Below are 17,269 nucleotides of genomic sequence, written 5' to 3'. Positions count from 1 at the left end.
ACGACTTTGTGATTTAGTCCCATGAAATCACCACACTAAGATGTCATTTAACATGTGGCTGACAAATGTAAATTCAAGGTCAATATTGCTAAAAACGGTGTTTTTTTAGAAAAATTTAATTATCCTACCCCCCTAAAAGCATCTAAAACGTCGCGTATCTCCCATGCGCAAACGTAATTTTGTGATATAAATCACCATAATTACAACATCATCCATCTAAGAAGAACTAAATGACTAACATCGGCACCAAATTTCTACTTGCTCAAAGGTTTACCTTTGATCCAAATAGTAATTCGCTCGCTGACCAACAAAGCGGCAACGAAGTTGTACGATTAGGAAGCAACGAAAGCCGTATACTCCTGATGTTGGCGGAGAGACCAAACGAAGTTTTAACCCGTAACGAGCTTCACGAGTTTGTTTGGCGTGAGCAAGGTTTTGAGGTGGATGACTCAAGCCTGACTCAAGCGATTTCTACTCTGCGTAAGATGTTGAAGGATTCAACCAAATCTCCAGAGTTTGTTAAAACCGTTCCAAAACGAGGCTATCAACTCATTTGTACTGTTGAACGCCTAAGCCCACTTTCTTCAGACTCAAGCTCAATTGAAGTTGAAGAGCCAGCTTCTGATAACAATGACGCCTCTGCTAATGAGGTAGAAACGATCGTAGAGCCGTCTTTGGCGACGCCTTCTGACGCAATCGTTGAACCAGAAGCGCCAGTAGTACCTGAAAAAGCACCTGTGGCTTCTGCTGTGAATCCATGGATTCCACGCGTTATTTTATTTTTGGCACTATTACTACCGATTTGCGTACTGCTGTTTACAAACCCTGCGGAATCTCAGTTCCGTCAGATTGGTGAGTATCAGAACGTACCAGTGATGACACCTGTAAATCACCCGCAAATCAACAACTGGTTGCGTTCTATTGAGCAGTGCATTGAACGCTACGTTAAGCACCATGCTGAAGACTCGTTACCAGTGGAAGTAATTGCCACTGGCGGACAAAATAACCAGCTGATTTTGAACTACATTCATGACAGCAACCACTCGTATGAGAACGTGACATTGCGTATTTTCGCAGGTCAAAACGATCCAACAGACATCTGCAAATAAAGGAGGCCAGCATGAAGATTAAAGTAGCATCTGCGGTTTTGGCCGTATCTATCCTTTTCAGTGGTTGGTTGTACTGGGGCAGTGACCTTAAAGTTGAGCAAGTGCTTACGTCAAATGAATGGCAGTCAACCATGGTGACTGTGATTACTGATAACTTGCCAGACGATACCGTAGGCCCGTTACGTCGAGTGAATGTGGAGTCGAACGTTAAGTACCTGCCGAATGGCGATTACATTCGCGTGGCAAACATCAAACTGTTCGCACAAGGCTCGACGGCTGAATCGACAATTAATATTTCAGAGAAAGGGCGCTGGGAAGTGAGTGATAACTATCTACTTGTTTCTCCTTCTGAATTCAAAGATATTTCTTCTTCTCAATCCAAGGATTTTTCTGAAGCGCAACTACGTTTGATTACTCAAATCTTTAAGCTAGATGCAGAACAAAGCCGCCGAATTGACGTGGTTAATGAGAAGACTCTGCTATTAACTAGCCTAAATCACGGTTCTACGGTACTGTTTAGAAACTGAATTTAATTAGTGATAAGGGGGCAAGATGCCCCCTTAATTTTTTCTCATGGATTGGTTAGACACTTTCACTCTCTTTTTCGGCTCGCTCGTTGCAAATACGTTGGCATCTCTTTCTGGTGGCGGCGCCGGTTTGCTACAGTTTCCTCTACTTATTTTTCTTGGCTTACCGTTCTCCGTTGCACTAGGCACTCATAAAGTGGCTTCTGTTGCTTTAGGCTTGGGCGCTGCAAGCACTCACCTCAAAGCCGGCACCATTAAATTGCCCATCGCCCTTTATCTGATTTTTGTTGGCAGTATAGGTGTTGTGATTGGCGCAAACCTCATCGTTCATATCCCTGATGGTATTGCGGAAAAGATGCTAGGCAGTATGATTCTGGCACTCGGTATTTATTCCCGCTTGAAAAAGCAGCTGGGGCAAACCGAAATCATTAAGCGTCGCAATCAATTGGGTTGGATTCTTGGTGGTATTGGCATCATGTTGATAGGCATCGTCAACGGGTCTTTAACCGCTGGTTCTGGGTTGCTTGTCACTCTCTTTCTTGTGCGTTGGTTTGGGTTCGATTACAAACAAGCGGTCGCCTACACCATGATTTGTGTCGGCCTGTTTTGGAATGGTATTGGTGGCGTCGCGGTTGTACAAGCAGGAGCACCTATTCACTGGGCTTGGTTACCAGTATTGTTGTTGAGCTCTTTTCTTGGGGGCAGTTTAGGCGCGTGGGCCGCAACTCGCTATAGCAACCGAGTGATTAAAATTGCGTTCGAAATTCTCACGTTTGCCGTGGGCATCAAATTGCTGGTTTAACCAAGTTAAAAGGAAATTTTCATGGATAAAGCAATCATTGATATTTATTACTGCCGCCAGTGCAACTGGATGTTGCGTTCGACTTGGTTATCGCAAGAGTTGCTGCATACTTTTAGCGAAGAAATCGACACCATCAGTTTGCATCCAGACACAGGTGGTCGATTCGAGATTTTCTGCAATGGCCAGCAAATTTGGGAACGTAAGAAGGACGGCGGTTTTCCTGAGGCAAAAGTACTAAAACAGCGCGTAAGAGACATTATCGACCCAGAGCGCGATCTCGGTCATTCCGATACAAAATAAGGGAACACTCGGTTCCCTTATTTAAATCATTTTCGTAGCGACTAACCTTAGTTGGTCGTTAAATCGTCGTCTGCGCCAGCACTTCACCTTCTGGCGTTTGAACACTGAGCGTATTCCCATCCAGTAATCCAAAACTTCTTGGTAAACCGTTACGCGGGAAGGTCATTGAACCAGGGTTAAAGATCACCACACCCTCTTTCATTTCGGCTACGGGAACATGCGTATGACCATGAGCGATGATGTCACCCTCTCGCAAAGGTGGTCTTTTATCGCTGTTGTACAAATGGCCATGCGTCAGAAAGATTCGCTTACCAGACTCTAGCAATACCCATGCGTAATCCATCATCATTGGGAAGTTCAGCAGCATTTGATCTACTTCGCTGTCACAGTTACCGCGTACGGAAATGATTTGCTGACTGTATTGGTTGAGAAGCTCCGCCACTTGGGGCGGGTTATACCCTTCCGGAATCGGGTTGCGTGGTCCGTGGTTCAACGTGTCACCCAACAGCACCAAATGCTTTGCACCTGATGCTAGGAATAACTTGATGGTTTCTTCGGTTGCTGGCAAAGAGCCATGCAGGTCTGAGGCAAAAAATAGTTTCACGACGTTGTCTCCTCAAAATGTATGAGGCTATTCTACGGCATTCTGACGTATGCTCAACCGACTTCCCGATTACTGATGACGCACAGTCTCAATCAGCATTGGTAGCAAATGGAACCAAGCAAAATATCCGGCACCGACTAAAACTAATGTCCAAAAAACCATCGAAATGAACTTCGACTTCGCTAAATGGTGTAACGGGTCCGGTTCCCCACACCCTGGACATGTGTGAGCACGTTTCGATATTTGTTTCTCACACACAGGGCAAGAGACTAAAGGCATGATTTAAATTCCTCAACTATATGCTTAGGGCACAAAGAATAGCGCCTGTGAAAATATATGCAACATCACTAATAATCAATATCTTAGAGATTGACGCATGTCGCTGACTTGAGAAAAATATTACGCATGTTACTTACACAGTTTAGCCATCCTCTCTGACCATACCATTAATCACGATATTGTTGTAACTCACCATGCCGATCACTTCCCCATCTTCAATCACGGGCGCGCGGCTGATCCCAAATCGCTCAAACAGACGAGCACAGTATTTGACGTTCATATCTGGATCGACACACAAAGCAGGCTTAGTCATGATTTCGTAGATATTGGTGCGCTGAGGGGCACGGTTATTTGCCAACACTTTCTTCGCAATATCATTCATTAACACAATGCCGTATTCGTCGTTGTCATCGCGCTTTTTGACCACCAGCGCTTTCACTTGATATTTCTTTGCCAGAGTAATGCCTTCGTATACGGTCATCAGGCCATCTACCATAACGTAAGTAGCAGCCATGACGTCCCTTACTCGTACTATCGTTTGATTACTCATAGTTCATCCTCAACCACCTTGGTCAACGTTTCGACTTGATGCGCAACACCTACGGCATCCTCGATATCAATTTGAATCGCAATCCCCTGCCCCGACTCTCGGTCGAACTCTCCCACTTCATTAATGGTCTCAAGTATGTGCCGAGAAAGGTGCTCTTCCACCACAAAAAGCAGAACATCCTTTTGTACTTCTAGGGTTAATCCAAAAAACGTCCGCTTCTGATTTAAACCTTGACCACGAGCATTATTGATCACGGTCGCCCCCGTTGCTCCTGCATCACGAGCCGCATCGAGCACCTTGTCTGTTTTGCTGTCTTCAACAAACGCGAGTATCAATTTAAAGCGCATTTTCTTCGTCCTCCGAGGTGTCTTTATTAAGCCACTGAGTAATTTGCGCATACCCCATTACGGATATCATTGGAAACAAACTGGCGAAGGCGATAAGCCCAAAGCCATCAATCATCGGATTCCTGCCTGGCACAGTTGACGCTAATCCTAGCCCAAGCGCCGTCACTAAAGGCACTGTCACGGTAGAGGTGGTGACACCACCTGAATCGTAGGCAAGTGGAATGATCAACTTAGGCGCGTAAAAGGTTTGAATCACCACGACGATATACCCCGCAATGATGTAGTAATGAATCGGGTCGCCCACCACAATACGATAGCTGCCAAGCGCGATACCTATCGCTACGCCTAAAGCAACCGCAACTCGTAAGCCATTTACACTAATACTGCCACCAGACACTTGATTGGCTTTGATGGCCACTGCAATCAAAGATGGCTCAGCAATGGTCGTACTAAAGCCGATAAAAAAAGCAAAGGTGTACACCCAATAATAGTCGACCCACTCTAACGCCTGCCCAATAGAGACTTTAAACTCTCGGACGAATTCAGGAGCGGTCAACTGCACCGCCATTGTTTCGCCCAACGGAAACAATGCCATCTCCAAACCGAGTAAAAATAACGATAACCCAACAATGACATACGCAAAACCGAGCAACACTTTTTTGAGGTTATTCACTGGGCGGCGCAGCACAGCCAATTGAAAGCCAAAAATAATCGCCGCAATCGGGATCACATCACGAATGGTGGACAGCAACGTATCTAAGAAATGTTCGAATGAAATCATGTAACGGCCATCCCATAAATCATGACAAACATCATTGGCAGTAAAGAGGCAAACGCAATTAACCCAAAGCCATCCACCATAGGGTTACGCCCTTTAATGGCCGAAGCTAACCCTACTCCTAATGCCGTCACCAAAGGGACGGTAATTGTTGACGTGGTCACGCCACCCGAGTCGTAAGCAACGCCGATGATCGACTCTGGCGCAAACCAAGTGAGAGTCACAACGCCAACATAACCACCGATGATCATGTAATGAATTGGCCACCCTTTTAAGATGCGCAGCACCCCAATCACAATCGCAATCCCAACAGAAAAAGCCACCGTTATCCGCAGGCCAACGCCATACTCCGTCATGGATTGTTCGGAATTAGGGATCATCCCGCCTTCAGCCGCCACCTCTGAGGCCTCTTCTGCAACAGCAGTCAATGCTGGCTCTGCGATAGTGGTTCCAAACCCCAAGCAAAACGCAAAAATCAATAACCAAAACACACTGCCCTTTCGAGCAAAGGCTTGTGCCATATTTTCGCCAATGGGGAACAAGCCGAGTTCTAGCCCGAAAATAAAAAACGTCAGGCCTAGAATGACCAACAACAAACCAGAAAGAATCGAGACCAAGTTAGGTAAAGGCTCTTGCAGAACCACCAATTGGAAGAAGGTAATAACAATTACAATAGGAAGAAGATCGCGGGCACTGTTAAACAGAGCGCGGAACAAAGCAGTGAGTGCTTCCATGCAAATCCTCCCTTTGACGAACAAGTTATTGGCTCTGAAGGCGAGACCTGTCCGGTGATATCCTTATCATCTACTCTCAGTGTGGCATAAATTTCTACTCACAAACGTGAACAACCTTATGTCACCACTAACATTTGGTTACATTTTCCCAATATGTGAACTGGATGAGCCACCACGAAAATTTATCTGAAAGATGGAAGAACGCATGATAAGGAGCGCGGAACTGATCAAGCGAGGCGCAAAACGACTATAATGTTCTAATATATTGACATTCAAAGAGATGCTATGAAGATATTACTTACAGGTGGAACTGGGTTTATAGGATCTGAGTTACTCAAACTGCTCACCACTCATCAGATAGTGTTACTGACCCGATCGCCAGACCAAGCCAAACAGCACTTGCAGTACGCTGATTTAGGTAATATTGAGTACCTTGCTTCTCTTGATGAACTCGCCGATCTCAACAACATAGATGCCGTCATCAACCTCGCAGGAGAACCAATCGCAGACAAGCGTTGGACGGAGCAACAAAAAGAGAAAATTTGCGACAGTCGCTGGAAAATTACCGAGCAAATTGTTGAGCTGATTCACGCCAGTACCGAACCGCCTTCTGTGTTTCTTAGCGGATCTGCTGTCGGTTATTACGGCGACCAGCAGGATCATCCGTTCGATGAGTGTCTTCATGTGAATAACGACGATTTCCCGCATATGGTTTGCGCTAAGTGGGAACAAATCGCCAAACGAGCTGAGTCCGAACAAACCCGCGTTTGCTTTCTCCGGACAGGCGTCGTACTCGGGCTTAATGGCGGAGCACTCGCGAAAATGCTCTTGCCTTACAAATTGGGGTTAGGCGGACCGCTTGGCAATGGCAATCAATACATGCCTTGGATTCATATCCTCGATATGGTTCGTGCCATTATGTACCTGCTTGAAACCCCTCACGCGCATGGTGCCTTCAACATGTGCGCCCCTCACCCTGTGACTAACCGGATATTTAGCCGGACGTTAGCGAAAACACTCAAACGTCCTCATATTCTATTCACACCTAAATGGGTCATGGCATTGGTAATGGGAGAATCGGCATGTTTGCTGTTTGACAGTATGCGAGCCAAACCTAAGAAACTCACCGAGCTTGGCTTTAAATTTAGTTACTCAAGAATAGAACCAGCACTGAAGCACTTGCTTCAAGATAGAAGCTGTTGAATGATAAAGCTTATCTGTCTCTCGCATTAAGCTAACACATGAATAAATTCATCCTCATTACGGGTTGCTCAACGGGCATCGGGTACGTTTGTGCTCATGCACTCCATAAACAAGGCTTTAACGTCATCGCCTCTTGTAGAAAGCTTGATGACGTTCAACGACTCCAATCAGAAGGGTTAACCTGTATCCAGCTCGACCTCGACGACCCAATAAGCATCACTAGTGGCGCAAAACAAGCGATCGAATTGGCTCAAGGCCAGCTTTATGCCCTGTTCAATAACGGCGCATATGGTCAGCCCGGTGCATTAGAAGATCTGCCTACCGAAGCATTGAAAGCGCAATTTCAAACCAACTTTTTTGGTTGGCACCAATTGGTTCAAGAGGTGCTACCCACTATGCGTGCTCAAGGTGAAGGACGCATTATTCAAAACAGTTCCGTCTTGGGTTTTGCCGCAATGAAGTATCGTGGGGCGTACAACGCCTCAAAGTTTGCCCTAGAAGGGTGGACAGATACATTACGGCTCGAACTTGCTGATACCGACATCAAAGTGGCGTTGATAGAGCCCGGCCCCATTGAAACGCAATTTAGACACAACGCTCTGCACGCTTTTGAGCAATGGATTGACGTAGATTCAAGCCCTCACCGTATCGCGTATGAAGGACAGAAAAAGCGTTTAGATAACGATAAATCGAATAATCGATTCGTGCTGCCCGCAGAAGCTTGTATCGAACCCGTTCTTCACGCACTAACCAGCAATAAACCTAAAATTCGCTATCGCATTACGACACCAACCAAGTTGTTTGCGATTTTGAAACGATTATTACCCACTCGTGTCCTCGATAAAATTTTGCGACAAGCCGCATAGAAATATTTTGTCGCAATGTAATTTCATCGTAACAATGTGATGTCATTATGAGCACGTAGGTTAAAAAAACCTCACGCGCTCGAATCAATTTCTTATTAAGTTTATCAATTAAGACTTCCTCTTAAGATTTTGAACTTAAAAAGATTTGGTATCGCCACCCAGTATGTTTTGTACGAATGCGAGGCAACAATGACATTAAATCAGCTGAACTGGCTTAGTGTGGGTGTAGTGTTGACGATGTTCATCCTATTTTGATACCACACCTTGCACGATGCCATGCTCTGCTATCTAACGTGCGAGAACCTCCAATTTAATTGCACTTTCGCTTGCAAATAGGATAACGCTGCTTCGGCAGCGTTTTTCCTAATATGCTCGACCCGCTTGATTTTCCATTCAATTAGCTCCATATCTACAGACATCGACCCGAATTAAAAGCAAGGACACTCAGATGCAATCCCCATTTATCGTTGAGTTAACAGAACAGAATTTTAGAGAAGTGCTTGAAGGATCAATGAACACGCCCGTTCTGATTCATTTTTGGGCCAACGCTCAACCAGAAAGCGCACAAGTGCTACCTGAGTTGCAAGCTCTCACTCAACAGTACAATGGTGCTTTTACATTGGCTCTGCTGAACTGTGAAGATCAACCAGCGCTTGCTTCCCAATTTGGTGTTCAAGTACTGCCAACAATCGCGTTGTTTGTTAATGGACAAGCGGTCGATGGCTTAGGCGGGCCTCAACCAATCGAAGCGATTGGCGCAATGCTACAAAAACATTTGCCAAGCCCTGACGAGCAACTATTGAAGCAAGTAAGCGAACTGCTTCAACAAGGCGAACATGCACAAGCTCTGAACGTCATTCAAACACTGTCAGATGAACTGCAATCACGCGGTGATGTAAAATTAGCGAAAGCCGATTGTTTGCTAGAAACCAAACAATTCGAATTAGCACAAGAGTTGTTAGCAACCATCCCACTTGAGTATCACGACAACTCTTACAAAAGCTTAATCGCGAAACTGGAACTGCATCAGCAAGCGGCTGAAAGTCCAGAATTAAAGCGCTTGGAACAAGAGTTGGCAGCTAACCCAGACAATTTCGAATTGGCGTGTGAGCTAGCAGTACAATACAACCAAGTGGGTCGTGATGAAGAAGCGCTAGAGCTACTTTGGAACATTTTAAAAGTAAACCTAGGCGCGCAAGATGGCGAAGTGAAGAAGACTTTTATGGATATCCTAAGCGCATTAGGACAAGGCAACGCTATTGCAAGTAAATATCGTCGCCAGCTGTACTCCATCTTGTACTAAACCCAGAGTTCTTCTAAAAATAAGACAATAAAGGCCGGAAATCCGGCCTTTGTTTTGCCTAAAATCGCCCCGCTATCGTTTCTTCTCAACATCTTCGATTGTCTACAACCCCAAAATGCGTGAAAATGAATCAGTTATTATGCACTCAAGGGAATAAATCATGCCTATCGATTCACTGATCACTATCGGTATTTTCGTCGTCCTCGCTGTCGTTATCTTGTCTTCAGCCATCAAAACGGTTCCACAAGGAAACAACTGGACAGTTGAGCGCTTTGGACGCTACACCCACACATTAAAGCCGGGTTTAAACTTGATCATTCCATTCGTTGATAAAATTGGTCAAAAAGTAAATATGATGGAACGTGTGCTTGATATTCCAGCACAAGAGGTCATTTCAAAAGATAACGCAAACGTGGTGATCGATGCGGTTGGTTTCGTTCAAGTTATCGATGCGGCTAAGGCGGCTTACGAAGTAAACGATTTAGAACACGCGATTCGTAATCTAACGCTAACGAATATTCGTACCGTACTTGGCTCGATGGAACTCGATGAAATGCTGAGCCAACGTGACATGATCAATACCAAGCTGCTAGCGATCGTGGACCAAGCAACAAACCCTTGGGGTGTAAAAGTCACGCGTATTGAAATAAAAGATGTTCAGCCACCAGCCGATCTAACTGCTGCAATGAACGCTCAGATGAAAGCAGAGCGTAATAAACGTGCTGAAATTCTCGAGGCTGAAGGTGTCCGTCAGGCAGAAATCCTCAAAGCAGAAGGTCACAAACAATCGCAGATTTTAAAAGCAGAAGGTGAAAAACAGTCTGCTATCCTCCATGCTGAAGCGCGTGAGCGTGCTGCTCAAGCGGAAGCAAAAGCGACTTACATGGTTTCCGAAGCCATCGCAAAAGGCGATATGCAAGCCGTTAATTACTTCATCGCGCAAGGCTACACAGAAGCTCTCAAGAGTATTGGTCAAGCTGAAAACGGAAAAATCATTATGCTACCTTTGGAAGCAACCGGACTCATGGGCTCTGTTGCGGGCATCGCAGAAATGTTTAAACAACAAAATAAAGATTAGGACCCAGTTATGGACTTGTTCAACCTGCTTGATGGCATAACATTTTGGCACTGGCTTGCATTCGGCTTTGTGCTGCTTGCCGTTGAGCTACTTGGTACAGCGGGTTACTTTCTGTGGTTGGGGTTATCGGCGTTATTAGTGGGAGCGTTATTGGCAGTGCTCCCTTTCGGCTGGCAACTTCAATGGTTATCTTTCGCGACTTTCAGCTTGCTGACAACTTGGTTATGGTGGCGACGCCAGTGGTCAAGAGACAAACAAGATGATCAAACAAGAGATCTCAACCAAAAGTACAAGCAGTTGATTGGCCGCAGCGTGATACTTGAGGAAGATTTTTCAATTGGGTTAAACAGAATTCGCATCGCCGATACCACCTGGTCAGCACAATGTGAGCAAAATATCCGAGCTGGTACTCGTGTAAAAATCGTCGCGATCGATGGAATAATCCTCATTGTGGAGCCTATTTCTGAGTAATTTATGTCAAAGTAATGAAGTAAAGACTGCTTCATTACTTTCTTTTCTCTCAACTCTTTTTATTTCATCGTGTTATTCAATTTGTCCTTAAAAAATAAGTAATATAAATATTATTAAATTCCATCTTGTAAATCCTATTGATATTCATCAACTAAGAATTAATCAAAAAGATAGTTCACTGCTTCCAGTCATTTTCAATCTAATTTCAATATAAAAAATAAAACAGTGTTGAATTAATTTTTGATCTTTCCAACTCCCTATACATACTTAATCCATAAGCATAAAGGTAAATGCTTATATTTTAGGTAAGTAGAAAAGTCTTTCCTACCGTTTTATTGATAACTGAGTTGGTCCTCACCATGCCAAAGGCAGAGTTTGTTCCAGCGCGGTTGGACACACAATGGGTGACACCATTTACTGCGGTATGTCTGAGCGGTATTAAGGTAGAGAGACATGTTTTTGTTTGAGCACTTAGCACGCCAAATACACAAACTTTGGGTAACAGGCGTAATAAAGTCTTAAACATAGAGGGTGATCGTTATGAAATTATTAGCCGGAATACTATTAATATGTTCAGCTACAATTCCATTTACTATTCAAGCAAATGGCGCTTCAGGAGGAAGAGCATTAGCACCTGAAGTGAAATGCGAATTACCAAATGGTAATGTCCACATGCTGCCACCGTTATATTGCAAAATGTATGACGGCAGAGAAGTAAAATAGAAAAAGGAGCCATTAGGCTCCTTTTTGATTATTCACTAATTGATTAGTGGAAGCTGTAAGGGATAAGAACTTGTAGACGTAGGTCTGTCTCGTCCGCGTCGCCAGCACCAGCGTACTCGTCACGCTCTAGGATTGTACCGTGTAGACGGATTGTAGAGCCTTTAAGCGCACCACTCTGTAGAGAGTAAGATACTGTTGCGTTGAATGCGTACTCGCTTTCGTAATCCCAGTCACCAGATGCACCGCTTGCAGCTGAGTCAGCACCAGAACCGTAACCAAAGCCTAGGTAGTAGTTCCAGCCGTTACCTTGGTTGTAAGATAGACGGTTGTACCATGCTAGCTCGCCCGCTTTGTTCCAGTCAGATAGAGCATCCCACCACTGAGACCAAGTACCGTTGTTCATACCGTAAGTATGGATAGTACGTGGAACGAAGTCAGAACGGTTGTCTGTGTCTGTGTAACGTAGTTCAGACATCCATGCTAGCTTGCCGAAAGACTGGTTCAAAGATAGACCAGTGTGGAAACCTAGACCATCGTATTTCACATCGTCATCAACACCGTAGAAGTCAAATGCAAGAGTTGTACGGTCACTTACTGTGTACTTCAAGTAAGCTTTGTAAGATGTGTTGTCAGTTTCGTTGTGGTAGCTAGTCACTTGACCTGCACCCCAGTCGATACCATTTGCGTATTTAACGCCCGTCGCTTGACCAAGACCAACTTGGAAGAACAAGCTGTCAGTTAGGTTACCGTTTAGACCTAGAGAGTGTAGGTAGCTCCATGAAGTGTCAGACCAAAGCGCTGGTGCGTAGTCATCTTCGTGAAGTAGCCAAGGTGCTGTGAATTGGTCTGCACCGAAGTAGCTTAGGTTGAAGTCGCCTAGCTTAGCGTTTAGTTCGAAGCCACGGTAAGTACCAGGTACAAAGCTCCATACGTTACCAATAGTACCGTTACCACCAGCTTGTAGCATACCTACACGAGCGTTAAAGTTTTCGTTTGCTTTGAATTTAAGCGCAGCTTTGTAAACTTTAAGTTGTTGGCCGTCACCTGCACCCCAGTCTAGGTTGTTACAGGTTGAGATTTCGTTACATAGGTAGCCTTCGTTTGAGTTGTAAAGGCTGTCGTTGTAAAGATCACCAGAGTAGTAAGCCGCAACATCTGCACCAACCCAACCATCGTGGTAGCCAGAAGTGAAGTCTAGGATAGCGTTGTAAGAAGAGTAGTTTAGACGGCTCCAACGGTCACCGTTCTCACCACCAGGTTTACCTGTAGTACGTGTACGTGAACGAGTGTCAACTAAGAACATTGCATTAAGACTAGAGTCATGCATAAATTCGTTCACTTTCTCTACGTATTCACCACCCGCTGCACTCTCAGTCGATGCAGTAGCTGGAGCAACAGCAACAACACCAAACATTGCTGCAGTTAACGCTGAAACCTTAAAAAATTTGTCCATGGAAAAACTCCTAAAAATGGATATAGCTGTATTTTTCTATCTCACCTTTAGTTGGCCGCCGAAGGAGAGAAGTAAATTCCTGATTAAACCTCATTATTTCTAATTTGGTTTTTTTTTAGTTCCTGCATACACACCGTGTATCCACGCCATTAAGACTAACTTCGCACCTAAAAACATCCAAACGGAACTTATTTTTTTTCTAAAAAAATATGAGCCACGCCAAAGTTCCATATAAGTTATTGATCCAGATCTTATTTTTAACACCAACACCACAACATTGAATATATACATTTAAATTCAAACACTTAAATCACCACGCAAACATTCAACATGAAGTGCATCGCAGACTTGAATACAAATAGATTCGGATATTCGAAGGGGAGATCCTGATCACTGAAACGCAGAAAACACAAAACCAAGACATACAAACACACTTAATATGCGTAAAGAAAAAGCCCCACAAGCTTTGCCTATGGGGCTTTTAGTTATTTTTTATCTTTTTTGATAGTGCTTAATTTATCAATTCAAGCAAGTCTTGCTCAGTTTTTATCTCGATACCCAATTCTTGAGCCTTAGTGAGCTTAGAACCTGCATTTTCACCAGCAAATAAAATATCGGTTTTCTTGGAAACACTGCCAGTGACTTTTGCACCCAAAGATTGCAACGCCTCTTTTGCTTCAGTACGTCCAAGTTGAGATAGTGTACCCGTTAGCACGACAGTTTTACCTTCTAGTGGCAGTTCTGCGCCTTGCTCAGGTGCACTAATTTCTGGCCAGTGGATACCTTGCACAAGGAGATCTTGAACAACGGCTTGGTTTTGCTCTTCTTCAAAGAAAGTCGTAATGTGCTTCGCAACTACCACACCAATATCTTGAACAGCAATAAGTTGTTCTTCCGTTGCAGCTTGAATCGCTTCCAGTGATTTAAAGTGTTGAGCTAGGTTTGCTGCCGTTGCCTCGCCCACTTCTCGAATACCTAGCGAGTATAAGAAACGTGGCAAGGTTGTTAACTTCGATTTTTCTAATGCATTAACAATGTTTTGAGCAGATTTTGGCCCCATGCGATCCAATACGGTTAACACGCCAGCCGAAAGCTTGAACAGATCGGCAGGGGTTTCTACCATTTCACGATCGACCAATTGCTCGATAACTTTGTCACCTAAACCATCAACATCCAACGCTTTACGTGAGACGAAGTGCTTGAGCGCTTGCTTACGTTGAGCTTGACAGACCAAACCGCCAGTACATCGAGTCACCGCCTCCCCTTCGATACGCTCTACGTGCGAACCACAAACAGGACACTGAGTTGGGAAAATAATATCTCGCGCCGTTTCTGGTCGACGCTCTTTGATGACAGAAACCACTTGAGGAATAACATCGCCAGCACGACGAATCACGACCTGATCACCAATCTTTACTTGAAGGCGCTCAATTTCATCCGCATTATGCAGCGTTGCGTTACTCACCGTCACGCCACCAACAAACACTGGCTCTAACTTAGCAACCGGAGTGATCGCTCCCGTTCGGCCAACTTGGAACTCAACTTCATTCAATGTTGTGATTTCTTCTTGAGCCGGGAATTTGTATGCGATCGCCCAACGTGGAGCGCGAGCAACAAAACCCAGGCGCTCTTGAACGGCAATATCGTCAATTTTGATCACGACTCCGTCAATTTCGTAAGGTAATGCATCACGACGCTGCAGAATGTCTTGATAATAAGTTTTTACGTCTGCCAAACTGTCGACTCGCTTGGTCTCTGGACACATTGGCAGTCCCCAAGATTTTATCTGCAGAAAACGCTCATAGTGACTGGCTGCCAAATCAGCCTCTTGCACAACTCCAACACTGTATGCGTAGAAGCTAAGTGGACGCGAAGCCGTAATACGCGAATCTAATTGACGTAAACTGCCTGCTGCTGCATTGCGAGGGTTCACAAATACTTTTTCGCCCTTCTGACGCGCAAGCTCATTCAACTTTTCAAAGCCCGCTTTCGGCATAAATACTTCACCACGAACCTCAAGACGAGCTGGCCAGTCATCACCCCTCAGCTTCAGAGGAATGGCATTAATGGTGCGCACGTTTTCAGTGATGTTTTCACCCGTAGTACCATCACCACGCGTTGCCGCTTGAACTAAAATACCGTTTTCATACAGCAGACTCACGGCTAAGCCATCTAGCTTTGGTTCACAACAATACTGCTTAATGCTTTCTCCACCGATTCGGTCTTGAGCACGTTTATGGAAGCTGTCGAGTTCACTGTCGTCGAATGCATTATCTAATGACAACATTGGGACTTCGTGTGTCACCTGACTAAATTCAGAAAGCGGCTTACCACCCACTCGCTGACTTGGCGAATCAACCGTCACTAAATCAGGATGTTGAGCTTCAATTTCTAGCAGTTCACGCATTAGGCGATCGTATTCTGCATCTGGAATCTCTGGATTATCTTCCACGTAGTAGCGAACGGCGTGGTAGTGCAACGACTCTTTGAGTTCTTCTAGCCGTTGATGTACTGATTCAGACATAGTAAAGCCCCGTATATTGTCAATCGATGAGGTTGGGAATCCATGAAAAAGGGCTCCAATCGGAGCCCTTTTATAATTGGGTAGTAAGATTATGCGTTAGCCGCATTAAACTCAACTATTTGGCGTCGATAAGCAGCTAAACGGTCAGGAGTCATTAAGTTTCTCTTGTCATCGAGAACATTTCCTCCCATATCATCCGCAATCTGCTGCGCAGTTCTCAACATCAAGTTGAAGTTTTGCTCAGCTTCGCCATAGCAAGGCAACGTCATAAAGAAGGAAATGCCTTTCGTCGAAAACTCTGCGGGATCACCATGCTCAAGTGTGCCCGGATGCATCATGTTAGCCACACTGAACAGCACTTTACCGTTACCAGATAAATCAACATGACGATGGAAGATATGCATCTCGCCATAGATAAGACCATTTTGCTGCATACTGTCAAAAAGTTCAGTGCCAATAAATGGTTCTTCGCCCGCACAATGAACATTCAACACGATCACTTGCATTTCCGGCTCTGGCTTTGGCTCTTCTGGTTGTTCAACAACGGCAGGAGCCACTTCTTCAACCATTTCCATCTCTTGTTTAGGCGCATCAAATGCAGAAGGCATAATCTCTTCTTCAATCACCTCTTGCATTGGATCTTCGACTTCAGACGGCTGAATTGCTACATCTTCAACATCGTTTTTCATCGCGACAAAAGAAGGGATTTCCTCAGCTTCTTCTTTTACAGAATGCTTTTCTTCTGTCACACCACCAAGCAAGGGATCTGCCTCAAACTTACTATCAAACGTATTTTCCATCCCAAAGTCTGGTTCTTTGCGATCTTTACGGATGATTTCGAAATCGTCTTCAGGGGCAGGAGCGAAACTGCGCTCTTGCTCAACCGAATCTTCATCTCCTTGGTCAACATCCAGCTTACCAAGTGGCTTGTTGCCAAATTTTGCTTTGCCTTCTTTCTTACTGCTCCACAAACCATGAAACAGCAAGGCCGCGATGGCTAATGCGCCAACAACAATGAGTACGAATCGCAATTCCTGCATTATTTACTCTCAATATACCTGTTTTTACTACTCGCAATTCCTTGAGCAGCAACCCAAGTGCAATAAATCTTAATGATACGTTTACTTTACCAAAACTATATGTAGGTTTAGAACAACTTAATGCAAGAAGTTCCGTTTTTTGTTGTGATTCTTGCCACGATTCCACTTTGCAAGACCCTAATTGTTAGGGCATTGAAAGAAAATCATCGACAGGTACAATGAGTTCTCACTCACACGAAAATATTGGATATGAAGATTAACAATCAGCAACGAACCGGATTCGGTTACTTCCTATACGGAATTCAATTGGCGCTCTCTCCAGAGATAAGACGTTTTGTCGTGTTACCACTTTTAGCAAATATTATTCTCGTGGGTGGGGCTATCTTCTATCTATTCTCCCACTTGAACATGTGGATTGAAGGTTGGATTGGACAGTTACCAGAGTTTCTCTCTTGGCTCACGTATATCTTGTGGCCCCTACTTGCTCTAACGATACTGGCCACCTTCTCTTATTTCTTTAGCACGTTAGCCAACTTTATTGCCGCTCCCTTCAACGGGCTGTTAGCAGAAAAAGTTGA

Annotated in this window: 20 protein-coding genes; 11 read left to right on the top strand and 9 right to left on the bottom strand. The window is 44.6% G+C overall.

What is annotated here, in order from left to right; all coding sequences use genetic code 11:
• The first annotated feature begins 230 nt into the window (after window positions 1-230).
• Genes toxR through OU793_RS07990 form a run of 4 tightly spaced genes read left to right on the top strand, consistent with a single transcriptional unit; the run spans window position 231 to window position 2,738 of the window.
• Window positions 231-1,109, top strand: coding sequence for a transcriptional regulator ToxR (gene toxR / locus OU793_RS08005; RefSeq protein WP_159404168.1), 879 nt, complete (start codon window positions 231-233; stop codon window positions 1,107-1,109).
• A gap of 11 nt (window positions 1,110-1,120) precedes the next feature.
• Window positions 1,121-1,636, top strand: coding sequence for a transmembrane regulator ToxS (toxS, locus tag OU793_RS08000; RefSeq protein ID WP_005454545.1), 516 nt, complete (start codon window positions 1,121-1,123; stop codon window positions 1,634-1,636).
• A 46-nt stretch (window positions 1,637-1,682) separates the two neighbouring features.
• Complete coding sequence (locus OU793_RS07995; protein WP_031851707.1) at window positions 1,683-2,438, top strand: sulfite exporter TauE/SafE family protein; 756 nt, start codon at window positions 1,683-1,685, stop codon at window positions 2,436-2,438.
• A gap of 21 nt (window positions 2,439-2,459) precedes the next feature.
• Window positions 2,460-2,738, top strand: a complete 279-nt coding sequence (locus OU793_RS07990; protein WP_005454560.1) for a SelT/SelW/SelH family protein — start codon at window positions 2,460-2,462, stop codon at window positions 2,736-2,738.
• Between the two features lie 58 nt (window positions 2,739-2,796).
• Here OU793_RS07990 and yfcE read toward each other — a convergent pair whose 3' ends face one another.
• The 6 genes from yfcE to OU793_RS07960 all read right to left on the bottom strand — a co-directional run bounded on the left by yfcE (window position 2,797) and on the right by OU793_RS07960 (window position 6,030).
• Entirely contained in the window at window positions 2,797-3,342 is a 546-nt protein-coding gene (yfcE, locus tag OU793_RS07985; RefSeq protein ID WP_021453881.1) for a phosphodiesterase, read from the bottom strand.
• A 69-nt stretch (window positions 3,343-3,411) separates the two neighbouring features.
• Complete coding sequence (locus OU793_RS07980; RefSeq protein WP_011105727.1) at window positions 3,412-3,621, bottom strand: hypothetical protein; 210 nt, start codon at window positions 3,619-3,621, stop codon at window positions 3,412-3,414.
• A 142-nt stretch (window positions 3,622-3,763) separates the two neighbouring features.
• Complete coding sequence (locus OU793_RS07975; RefSeq protein WP_005454537.1) at window positions 3,764-4,171, bottom strand: CBS domain-containing protein; 408 nt, start codon at window positions 4,169-4,171, stop codon at window positions 3,764-3,766.
• A complete protein-coding gene (locus tag OU793_RS07970; protein WP_005382084.1) occupies window positions 4,168-4,518 on the bottom strand; it encodes a P-II family nitrogen regulator in 351 nt (116 codons plus the stop codon). Before OU793_RS07970 ends, OU793_RS07975 begins: the two co-directional genes overlap by 4 nt.
• Window positions 4,508-5,299: a DUF1538 domain-containing protein gene (locus OU793_RS07965; RefSeq protein WP_005454529.1), complete on the bottom strand. Its 792-nt coding sequence runs from the start codon at window positions 5,297-5,299 to the stop codon at window positions 4,508-4,510. Before OU793_RS07965 ends, OU793_RS07970 begins: the two co-directional genes overlap by 11 nt.
• Window positions 5,296-6,030 carry a DUF1538 domain-containing protein gene (locus OU793_RS07960; RefSeq protein WP_140103810.1) on the bottom strand — a complete coding sequence of 245 codons (735 nt, stop codon included), beginning with the start codon at window positions 6,028-6,030 and terminating at the stop codon, window positions 5,296-5,298. Before OU793_RS07960 ends, OU793_RS07965 begins: the two co-directional genes overlap by 4 nt.
• A 285-nt stretch (window positions 6,031-6,315) precedes the next feature.
• On the opposite strand from OU793_RS07960, the gene OU793_RS07955 reads away from it, so the two are divergent.
• The 6 genes from OU793_RS07955 to OU793_RS07930 all read left to right on the top strand — a co-directional run bounded on the left by OU793_RS07955 (window position 6,316) and on the right by OU793_RS07930 (window position 11,674).
• Window positions 6,316-7,233 (top strand): TIGR01777 family oxidoreductase, encoded by a 918-nt coding sequence (locus OU793_RS07955; RefSeq protein WP_086587169.1) that lies wholly within the window; start codon window positions 6,316-6,318, stop codon window positions 7,231-7,233.
• Window positions 7,234-7,271: 38 nt separating this feature from the next.
• Window positions 7,272-8,099: an SDR family oxidoreductase gene (locus tag OU793_RS07950; RefSeq protein ID WP_029802853.1), complete on the top strand. Its 828-nt coding sequence runs from the start codon at window positions 7,272-7,274 to the stop codon at window positions 8,097-8,099.
• A gap of 448 nt (window positions 8,100-8,547) precedes the next feature.
• Window positions 8,548-9,402: a co-chaperone YbbN gene (locus OU793_RS07945; protein WP_140103809.1), complete on the top strand. Its 855-nt coding sequence runs from the start codon at window positions 8,548-8,550 to the stop codon at window positions 9,400-9,402.
• Window positions 9,403-9,562: 160 nt separating this feature from the next.
• Entirely contained in the window at window positions 9,563-10,480 is a 918-nt protein-coding gene (locus OU793_RS07940; protein WP_005454552.1) for an SPFH domain-containing protein, read from the top strand.
• A gap of 9 nt (window positions 10,481-10,489) precedes the next feature.
• Entirely contained in the window at window positions 10,490-10,951 is a 462-nt protein-coding gene (locus OU793_RS07935) for an NfeD family protein (RefSeq protein ID WP_005454539.1), read from the top strand.
• A gap of 540 nt (window positions 10,952-11,491) precedes the next feature.
• On the top strand, window positions 11,492-11,674 hold the full coding sequence (locus tag OU793_RS07930) for a hypothetical protein (protein ID WP_180793884.1): 183 nt from the start codon (window positions 11,492-11,494) through the stop codon (window positions 11,672-11,674).
• Between the two features lie 43 nt (window positions 11,675-11,717).
• Here OU793_RS07930 and OU793_RS07925 read toward each other — a convergent pair whose 3' ends face one another.
• The 3 genes from OU793_RS07925 to zipA form a co-directional block, all read right to left on the bottom strand.
• A complete protein-coding gene (locus tag OU793_RS07925) occupies window positions 11,718-13,127 on the bottom strand; it encodes a porin (protein WP_005454568.1) in 1,410 nt (469 codons plus the stop codon).
• Between the two features lie 511 nt (window positions 13,128-13,638).
• Entirely contained in the window at window positions 13,639-15,651 is a 2,013-nt protein-coding gene (ligA, locus tag OU793_RS07920; protein WP_140103458.1) for an NAD-dependent DNA ligase LigA, read from the bottom strand.
• An 89-nt stretch (window positions 15,652-15,740) separates the two neighbouring features.
• Window positions 15,741-16,691 carry a cell division protein ZipA gene (gene zipA / locus OU793_RS07915; protein ID WP_140103457.1) on the bottom strand — a complete coding sequence of 317 codons (951 nt, stop codon included), beginning with the start codon at window positions 16,689-16,691 and terminating at the stop codon, window positions 15,741-15,743.
• A gap of 249 nt (window positions 16,692-16,940) precedes the next feature.
• On the opposite strand from zipA, the gene cysZ reads away from it, so the two are divergent.
• On the top strand, window positions 16,941-17,269 hold a 329-nt coding region (gene cysZ, locus OU793_RS07910; protein WP_274647745.1), incomplete at its 3' end, for a sulfate transporter CysZ.

The organism is Vibrio sp. VP6 (assembly GCF_028823755.1).
Classification (GTDB): domain Bacteria; phylum Pseudomonadota; class Gammaproteobacteria; order Enterobacterales; family Vibrionaceae; genus Vibrio; species Vibrio parahaemolyticus.
Note: the sequence above shows the minus strand (reverse complement) of the source record. Positions and strands in the feature narration are given on the sequence as shown.

Coding starts and splice junctions, on each gene's coding strand:
- ligA (WP_140103458.1), bottom strand. CDS start 15,651: ATGTCTGAATCAGTACATCAACGGCTAGAAGAACTCAAAGAGTCGTTG.
- OU793_RS07935 (WP_005454539.1), top strand. CDS start 10,490: ATGGACTTGTTCAACCTGCTTGATGGCATAACATTTTGGCACTGGCTT.
- OU793_RS07940 (WP_005454552.1), top strand. CDS start 9,563: ATGCCTATCGATTCACTGATCACTATCGGTATTTTCGTCGTCCTCGCT.
- OU793_RS07980 (WP_011105727.1), bottom strand. CDS start 3,621: ATGCCTTTAGTCTCTTGCCCTGTGTGTGAGAAACAAATATCGAAACGT.
- OU793_RS07990 (WP_005454560.1), top strand. CDS start 2,460: ATGGATAAAGCAATCATTGATATTTATTACTGCCGCCAGTGCAACTGG.
- OU793_RS07925 (WP_005454568.1), bottom strand. CDS start 13,127: ATGGACAAATTTTTTAAGGTTTCAGCGTTAACTGCAGCAATGTTTGGT.
- OU793_RS07955 (WP_086587169.1), top strand. CDS start 6,316: ATGAAGATATTACTTACAGGTGGAACTGGGTTTATAGGATCTGAGTTA.
- OU793_RS07950 (WP_029802853.1), top strand. CDS start 7,272: ATGAATAAATTCATCCTCATTACGGGTTGCTCAACGGGCATCGGGTAC.
- OU793_RS07965 (WP_005454529.1), bottom strand. CDS start 5,299: ATGATTTCATTCGAACATTTCTTAGATACGTTGCTGTCCACCATTCGT.
- toxR (WP_159404168.1), top strand. CDS start 231: ATGACTAACATCGGCACCAAATTTCTACTTGCTCAAAGGTTTACCTTT.
- OU793_RS07970 (WP_005382084.1), bottom strand. CDS start 4,518: ATGCGCTTTAAATTGATACTCGCGTTTGTTGAAGACAGCAAAACAGAC.
- OU793_RS07960 (WP_140103810.1), bottom strand. CDS start 6,030: ATGGAAGCACTCACTGCTTTGTTCCGCGCTCTGTTTAACAGTGCCCGC.
- OU793_RS07975 (WP_005454537.1), bottom strand. CDS start 4,171: ATGAGTAATCAAACGATAGTACGAGTAAGGGACGTCATGGCTGCTACT.
- zipA (WP_140103457.1), bottom strand. CDS start 16,691: ATGCAGGAATTGCGATTCGTACTCATTGTTGTTGGCGCATTAGCCATC.
- OU793_RS07930 (WP_180793884.1), top strand. CDS start 11,492: ATGAAATTATTAGCCGGAATACTATTAATATGTTCAGCTACAATTCCA.
- OU793_RS07995 (WP_031851707.1), top strand. CDS start 1,683: ATGGATTGGTTAGACACTTTCACTCTCTTTTTCGGCTCGCTCGTTGCA.
- toxS (WP_005454545.1), top strand. CDS start 1,121: ATGAAGATTAAAGTAGCATCTGCGGTTTTGGCCGTATCTATCCTTTTC.
- OU793_RS07945 (WP_140103809.1), top strand. CDS start 8,548: ATGCAATCCCCATTTATCGTTGAGTTAACAGAACAGAATTTTAGAGAA.